The organism is Cellulomonas sp. P5_C6 (assembly GCF_054049635.1).
This window is the reverse complement of the sequence record NZ_JBFULZ010000200.1, coordinates 1-7,292: the sequence shown is the minus strand read 5'-3', so window position 1 is coordinate 7,292 and position 7,292 is coordinate 1. Positions and strand designations below refer to the sequence as shown.

General features: G+C 74.8%; 7 protein-coding genes. 4 read left to right on the top strand and 3 right to left on the bottom strand.

Annotated elements, in window-relative coordinates; translation table 11 throughout:
* From ACXJKG_RS17665 to ACXJKG_RS17655, 3 genes are all read left to right on the top strand, one after another.
* Positions 1-956, top strand: a 956-nt coding sequence (locus tag ACXJKG_RS17665) for a mannitol dehydrogenase family protein (protein ID WP_456847050.1), incomplete at its 5' end; no start/stop codon positions are given.
* Positions 953-2,179, top strand: coding sequence for a D-mannonate dehydratase ManD (gene manD / locus ACXJKG_RS17660; protein ID WP_456847049.1), 1,227 nt, complete (start codon positions 953-955; stop codon positions 2,177-2,179). The genes ACXJKG_RS17665 and manD, both read left to right, overlap by 4 nt.
* Positions 2,176-2,661 (top strand): gluconokinase, encoded by a 486-nt coding sequence (locus ACXJKG_RS17655; protein ID WP_456847048.1) that lies wholly within the window; start codon positions 2,176-2,178, stop codon positions 2,659-2,661. Before manD ends, ACXJKG_RS17655 begins: the two co-directional genes overlap by 4 nt.
* A gap of 7 nt (positions 2,662-2,668) precedes the next feature.
* Here the strand turns inward: ACXJKG_RS17655 and ACXJKG_RS17650 are convergent, their stop codons facing one another.
* From ACXJKG_RS17650 to ACXJKG_RS17640, 3 genes are all read right to left on the bottom strand, one after another.
* Entirely contained in the window at positions 2,669-2,848 is a 180-nt protein-coding gene (locus tag ACXJKG_RS17650) for a DUF1918 domain-containing protein (protein WP_456847047.1), read from the bottom strand.
* Between the two features lie 57 nt (positions 2,849-2,905).
* Positions 2,906-5,341: a lysylphosphatidylglycerol synthase transmembrane domain-containing protein gene (locus tag ACXJKG_RS17645; RefSeq protein WP_456847046.1), complete on the bottom strand. Its 2,436-nt coding sequence runs from the start codon at positions 5,339-5,341 to the stop codon at positions 2,906-2,908.
* 145 nt (positions 5,342-5,486) lie between these two features.
* A complete protein-coding gene (locus ACXJKG_RS17640; protein WP_456847045.1) occupies positions 5,487-6,581 on the bottom strand; it encodes an SLAC1 family transporter in 1,095 nt (364 codons plus the stop codon).
* Between the two features lie 92 nt (positions 6,582-6,673).
* On the opposite strand from ACXJKG_RS17640, the gene ACXJKG_RS17635 reads away from it, so the two are divergent.
* Positions 6,674-7,292: LysR family transcriptional regulator (locus ACXJKG_RS17635; RefSeq protein WP_456847044.1), on the top strand; the 619-nt coding region annotated here is incomplete at its 3' end.

The following is a 7,292-nucleotide window of genomic DNA, read 5'->3' as shown; positions in this document are numbered from 1 at the left end:
GTGCCGTCGACGCGGTCACGGCACCGGGCCGGCTGGTGGACGGGCTGCGCGCCCGCCGCGCGGCCGGCGCCGGACCGATCGCGGTCGTCAGCTGCGACAACCTGCCCGACAACGGCGCCGTGCTGCGCCGCGTGACGCTGGACCTCGCCGTCGCGGTCGACCCGGACCTGGCCCGCTGGATCGAGCAGAACGTCTCGTTCGTCTCGACGATGGTCGACCGGATCACGCCGGCCACCACCGACACCGACCGGGCGACCGTGCGCGTGCTCACGGGCCGGGACGACCGCGCGCCGGTCGTCACGGAGCCGTTCAGCGAGTGGGTGCTCCAGGGCGCGTTCCCGGCCGGGCGTCCCGCGTGGGAGCTGGCCGGAGCGCGGTTCGTCGACGACCTCGAGCCGGACGAGCGCCGCAAGCTGTGGCTGCTCAACGCCGGCCACTCCCTGCTCGCCTACGAAGGGCTCGCCCGCGGCCGGGCCACGGTCGCCGAGGCGTTCGCGGACCCGGTCTGCCGCGCGCAGCTCGAGCTGCTCTGGCAGGAGGCCGCCGACGTGCTGCCGGCGCCCGTGGAGGACTACCTCGCGGCCCTGCGGGACCGGTTCGCCAACGCGCGCATCGAGCACCGCCTCGCCCAGATCGCCCGGGACGGCTCCCAGAAGCTTCCCGTCCGCGTCCTCGCCGTCGTGCAGGCACGCGCCGCGGCCGGCCTGCCTGTCGGGCGCGCCGGGGCCGGCGTCGTCGCCGCCTGGATCACGCACCTCGACGTCGTCGACGTCGCCGTCTCCGACGCCGGGGCTGTCGCGCTCGCCGCGCGGCTGCACGGGCAGGGGAGCGTCGCACGCGCGCGCCTCGCCCTCGCCTCGCTCGCACCCCGCCTCGCCCGCTCGGACGTCTTCGCGCGCCACGTCGCCGAGGCACTCGCCGTCAGTCAGCCCACTCTCACAGGAGCACGAGCATGAAGATCGTCGCCGCCGACGTCGTCGTCACGAGCCCGAACCGCAACTTCGTCACCCTGAAGATCACCACCGACGACGGGCTGACCGGCCTGGGGGACGCCACCCTGAACGGCCGGGAGCTGTCCGTCGTGAGCTACCTGCGGGACCACGTGGTGCCGCTGCTGATCGGCCGCGACCCGCACCGGATCGAGGACACCTGGCAGTTCCTGTACCGCAGCGCGTACTGGCGCCGGGGGCCGGTGACGATGGCCGCGATCGGCGCGGTCGACATGGCCCTGTGGGACATCAAGGGCAAGGCGGCCGGCATGCCCGTCTACCAGCTGCTCGGCGGCGCCAGCCGCAACGGGCTGATGGCGTACGGCCACGCGTCCGGCACGGACCTGCCCGAGCTGTTCGACTCGATCCGCGAGCACCAGGCGCAGGGCTACCGGTCCATCCGGGTGCAGTCGGGCGTGCCGGGCCTCAAGGCCATCTACGGCATCGCCGCCCAGTCCACCGGCGAGGAGCGGTACGACCACGAGCCCGCCCAGCGCGGCGCCTACCCGGCGGAGGAGGACTGGGACACCCGCGCGTACCTGCGCCACCTGCCGACCGTCTTCGAGGCGGTCCGGAACGAGTTCGGACCCGAGGTGCCGCTGCTGCACGACGGGCACCACCGCATGACCCCGATCCAGGCGGCCAAGCTGGGCAAGTCGCTCGAGCCGTACGACCTGTTCTGGCTGGAGGACTGCACGCCCGCGGAGAACCAGGAGTCCCTGCGCCTGGTCCGCCAGCACACCACGACCCCGCTGGCGATCGGCGAGATCTTCAACACGGTGTGGGACTTCCAGGGGCTCATCAAGGAGCAGCTCATCGACTACGTCCGGGCGGCCTCGACCCACTTCGGCGGCATCAGCCCGCTCAAGAAGGTCATGGACTACGCCGCGCAGTACCAGGTGAAGTCGGGGTTCCACGGCCCGACCGACATCTCCCCGGTCGGCCTGGCCGCGCAGATGCACGTCGGCCTCGCCATCCACAACTTCGGCATCCAGGAGTACATGAAGCACGGGGCGCGGACCGACGAGGTGTTCCGGCAGTCGTTCACGTTCACGGACGGCTACCTGCACCCCGGCGACCAGCCCGGCCTCGGCGTCGAGCTCGACCTGGACGAGGCCGGCAAGTACCCGTACGAGACCGCCTACCTGCCCTACAACCGGCTGGCCGACGGCACGGTGCACGACTGGTGAACCGCGTCGTGGTCATGGGGGTCTCGGGCTGCGGCAAGTCGACGGTCGGCGCGCTGCTGGCGGACGAGCTGGGCGTCCCGTTCCTCGACGCCGACAGCCTGCACCCGCAGGCCAACCGGGCGAAGATGGCGGCCGGGATACCGCTGACCGACGACGACCGGTGGCCGTGGCTGCGCGTCGTCGGCACCACGCTGGCCGCCGCGCCGGACGGTGCCGTCGTCGCCTGCTCCGCGCTGCGCCGCGGCTACCGCGACCTGCTGCGAGCGGCGGTCCCCGACCTGCGGTTCGTGCACCTCGTCGGCACCCGCGACCAGCTCGCCGCCCGCATGCGGGCCCGGCAGGACCACTTCATGCCCGTGTCCCTGCTGGCCACCCAGCTGGCCACGCTCGAACCCCTGGGCCCGGACGAGGACGGGATCGAGCTGGACTGCGCGTCCGAGCCCGCCCGGCTCGTCGCGGCCGCGGTCCTCGTCGGGTCGTAGGACCCGATCAGGCCTTCGGCACGACCGTCAGGTCCGGCCCGGGGGAGACGAGCGTCTCGTGCCCGTCGTCGAACCGCACGACGTACGGGCCGTCCGCGCCCCGCGCCTCGATCACTGTCCCGTTCCGGTCCGCCGTCCCGACCGTCCGGCCGTGGATGACGACCTTGTCACCGACCTCTGCGTGCATGGTGGCTCACCTCACCCCCCAGGCTAGAACGCCCGACGCGGCCCGGGGAGGGGGTGCCTACACGTACTCGCGCCGACGCAGCCAGCGCATCGCGGCCGCACCCCAGATGGGCGGCAGGTAGAACGTGACGAGCCGGTAGGTGATGGCCGTCGACACGGCGATCGCGCTGGGTACCCCGATGGCCTGCAGGCAGAGCGTGAAGCCCGCCTCGGCGACCCCCATCCCGCCGGGCACGGGCATCAGGCCGGAGAACAGGCTCACGGCCGTGTTGATGAGGATGAGCTGCGAGAAGTGGGCGGTCTGCCCGAACGCGTGCAGGCAGAGCGCCAGGACGGCGGCCTGCAGGAGCTGCGCGCCCAGGTTCCCCCCGAGCATCGCGAAGATCTTCCCGGGGCGCCGCAGCACGCCGAGCGCGGCGCGCGCCGACTGCGCCTGCTCGGTGACCGCGCGGCGGATCCGCGGGACCCACGCGGTGAGGCGGTGGCGCAGCCGGGGCACCACCACGGTCACGACGACGGCCAAGAGGGCGAGCGCCAGCAGGATCGCGAGCAGCGACGGGCCGGTCGACCCCGAGCCGGAGCTCTGCGACCCGGCCCCGAGGCTCGAGGTGAAGCCGGGCAGCCCGCTCACGACGATCACGAGGATCAGCGTGATCTGCACGACGAACCCGCTGACGCTGTCGATGAGCCCGAACGACAGGGCGGTGGCCGCGGGGATGCCGAACTTCTGGAAGAAGCGGACCTCGAGCGCCAGCCGCGCGGCCGAGGCCGGCACCACCAGCGAGATGAACTGGATGGCGTACTGGAGCATGAGGACGGGCAGGTAGCGCAGCCGCGCGGTCGTGGCGCCGAGCGTCGAGCCGGCCAACGCCGTCTGGATGGTCGGCGAGAGCGCGAGCGCGGCGATGAGCCACGGCAGGTCGGCCGACCTGAGGGCGGCGGCGACGCTGGCGAGGTCGGCCCCCGCGAGCAGCGTGATGACCACGTAGATGAGCAGCGCGACGACCAGGAGCGTCCCGATCGAGCGCGGCGTCACGCGCCGCAGGCGCTCCAGCGGGGGCTCCTCGACACCCGCCGCCGTGACCGCCGCGTCCCGCAGCTCGTCGATCGACCACGTGGCCGACCGCACGTCGGCCCGGGTCGAGCGCCCGAGCGCGGCCGGCTGCAGGAACGGCAGGACGGCGGCGAGCCCGTCGGGCCCGAGGGCGGCGACGGCCGCCGCGAGGGCGCGGTCAGGGCCGACGGCCAGGGACGTGGCGACCAGGAGCTGGGCCCGGTCGGTCTGCAGGTCGCCCGGCTCGGCGGCCGTCCGCGCCGAGTCGAAGTCCGCGAGGGCGACGGTGCCGTCGGTCCGCAGGACGACGTGGTGGCCGTCGATGGTCCCGTGGGCGATCCCCGCGTCGTTCAGCGTGAGGAGGGCGCGCCACATGTCGCCGAGCAGGTCGTCGTCGAGCAGCTCGGGCTCGTGGTCACCGAGCTCGCTGAGCGACGACCGGGGCGCGCTCGAGACCAGCAGGGCGTCACCCTGCTCGGCCACGCCGACGGCGACGACGTCGAGGGTCGGGACCCCCGCCTGCGCGGCGAGGAGGGTCAGCAACGCCTCGTGCTCGACGCGGGACCGCCGGCTCCCGCCCACGTGCGCCCGCTCGCCGCGGCGGGTCAGGGCGGTCCACAGCGACCCCACCACCTGGCTGTCCCACGCGTCCCGGCCGTAGAGCCGGACCAGCACGTCGGCGCCCTCCTCGGTCCGCCCGTCCAGCAGGTACCGCCCGGACTCCATGCTGACGGCCGGGGTGACCCGCGTGGTGCGCACGCCGAGGTCCGCGAGCGCGACCTGGACCTGCGCGGTGGTCAGGCGTCCCTGCGGGGACCCGAGCAGCAGGTGGGCGATCGCGGCGGCAGCGATGCCGACGGCGATGGCGGCGCTCGCGCCGAGCAGGTTGGTGGTCTCGAGGCCGATCGCGGCGAACGCGCCCAGCCCGATGACGACGCGCCCGGCGTACCTCCAGGGCCGGGCGAGGTGCGGGGACGCCGTCACCAGCACCGCCGCCAGCACCGCGACGCGCGTGGCGATGTAGACGACCGGCGGACCGGACGACACCAGCGCGTCGATGCTCTTGGACGCGTCCGTCCCGGCCAGGGCCCCGACGCCCATCGCGGACGCGAACGCCAGGACCGCGGCGGTCGCCTGGTCGAGCAGGAGGCGTCGCCGGCCTCGGCTCAGCGCCGCGAGCAGCACGACCCCGAGGGCCCACAGCGCCATGAGGGCGTACACGACGTTCCACAGCCAGCCGAAGACGGGTTCGAGCCACGTGAGCAGCGCCTTGACCGCGTCGTCGGCGCCCGACGGGCCGGGTGCCGCCAGCGCGACGATCCCGAGCGCGACGATCGAGGCGACGAGCAGGAGGACGTCCGTCGGTCGACGCAGCCGCGGGGCGTCGGCTGCCGACGACCACACGCGGACGAGTCCCGACCGGTCCGGCCTCACGGCCATCGAGCCTCCTGGCTGGTGACGGATCTCGCCGGCGCTGCGCCCCGCATCCCCGCGCTGAGCAGCGCGCGGACAGCGACGAGGCTACTGGGGCGGGGGCCGTCGCGGGGGGACCTTTCGCTCGGGGTCGTGCGCGCGACCGTCCGCGTCAGCGAGCGGCGGCGTCCGCCAGAGCACGCGCGGTCGCGACGGCGCAGAAGGTCCAGGTGCCGACGAGGGCGACGACGGCCGCGTGCCCGAGCGCGCTGACGGCGACGTTGCCGGTGGCGTCGCCGAGCAGGAGCGAACCGAGCGCGAGCGTGCCGACGGGGAACGTCAGCGCCCACCAGCCGGGCGTGAACGGCATCCCGGCCCGGAATCCCCGGACGGTGACGCGCACGGCGAGGACGACGACCGGGATGCTCAGCGCGAGCATGCCGTAGCCGAACGCGTCGGCCATCCCGTGCACCGCGGCCGCGGCCCCCGGGTCGAGGAGCGGGCCGCCCTGGCCGGCGATGGCCTGCGCGGCCGCTGTGGACTGGCCGACGATCCCCAGCGGGATCCAGGCCGACACCGACGCGGCGACCGGCAGGTGCGCCACCCGGACGTGGTGGCGGTACGCGACGGCGAAGACGAGGCCCCCGAGCACCAGGGACAGGACGAAGCACGCGACGACGGTCGCGAGGAGCACCGCGTGAGCCAGGGGAGCGCCCACGGAGGGCAGGAGAGCGGCGCCCGTCGTCGCGGAGACCATCGGCGGCACGACCAGCAGCCCCCAGGCCGGCACCGGACGTCCCACGTCACGCGTGAGCGCCGCGGCGACGAACCCGGCCGTCGTGACCAGGCCGAGCGCGGTCCCGACGGTCCAGAGGATCGCGTCGACCCGCAGCGCCCCGGGACCGAGCCCACCGCCGAGCTGCGGAGCGACCGTCAGCACGGCGGAACCGCTGGCCAGCAGCCCCATCGCGACCGTGCCCCACGTCGGGGCGACCGCCGGGTCCCGGAGCGTGGCGGTCAGCGCGGACCGGTCCCGGGCGACGCGGCGCACGAACGCGGCCCCGAGGCCGACCAGGAGCAGGACAGCCACCGCCAGCATCGCCGCGGCCGGGGCGAGCAGGGCCGGCACCCGGGCGGCCTCGTGCCCGAGCAGCGTGGCCAGGATCGCGGTGCCCATGACCGCCGGGAACCACGCCGGCCCGGCCGGCGGAACGCTCGTCGGCACCGGAGTGGTCCGTCGGCCGGCGGTCAGGGTCGTCGTGCTCATGGGTCGAGCCTGACGGGGCGCGCGCGCCTCGCGTAGGGGCCGCATCGTTGTGGACCCACAAGCGGCGGTTGTGGCGGGCTACCCTGGTCGACGTGCCCTCCCTCGCCCGCGTGCCCAGCCTGGAGCAGCTCCTCGCGCTCACGACGACCGCCGCCCACGGCAGCATGGGCCTGGCCGCGAGCCATCTCGGCATCAGCCAGCAGGCGGTCAGCGCACGGGTCGGCGCCGCCGAGGCGCTGCTGGGGGTCGCCGTCTTCGAGCGCACGTCGCTCGGGGTGCGCCCCACCGGCGCCGGGCAGCTCGTCCTGTCCTGGGCGGACGGCGTGATCCAAGCGGCGGGCGCCCTCGAGGAGGGCGTCGAGGGCCTGCGGTCGGCCGGCACGCAGCTGACCGTCGCGGCCAGCAGCACGATCTCGGAGGTGCTGCTGCCTACCTGGGCGGGGAGACTGCGCCGGAGCCATCCCGGGGTGTCCCTGCACGTCGTGCCCGGCAACTCCGTCACCGTGGCCGCCGCGGTCGCTCGCGGCGACGCGCACCTCGGTTATGTCGAGGGGCCCACGGTCCCGCGGACGGTGYGGTCCCGGACCGTCGCGCACGACGAGCTGGTCGTCGTCGTCCCGCCGGACCACCCCTGGGCGCGGCGGCGGCACGGCATCGGGCGCGACGACCTGGCGGCGGCCCGGCTCATCCTGCGGGAGGACGGGTCCGGGA

What these genes read in the sequence shown, in the direction of transcription:
- ACXJKG_RS17645 (WP_456847046.1), bottom strand. Translation starts at nt 5,341, where the DNA reads ATGGCCGTGAGGCCGGACCGGTCGGGACTCGTCCGCGTGTGGTCGTCG.
- ACXJKG_RS17640 (WP_456847045.1), bottom strand. Translation starts at nt 6,581, where the DNA reads ATGAGCACGACGACCCTGACCGCCGGCCGACGGACCACTCCGGTGCCG.
- ACXJKG_RS17650 (WP_456847047.1), bottom strand. Translation starts at nt 2,848, where the DNA reads ATGCACGCAGAGGTCGGTGACAAGGTCGTCATCCACGGCCGGACGGTC.
- manD (WP_456847049.1), top strand. Translation starts at nt 953, where the DNA reads ATGAAGATCGTCGCCGCCGACGTCGTCGTCACGAGCCCGAACCGCAAC.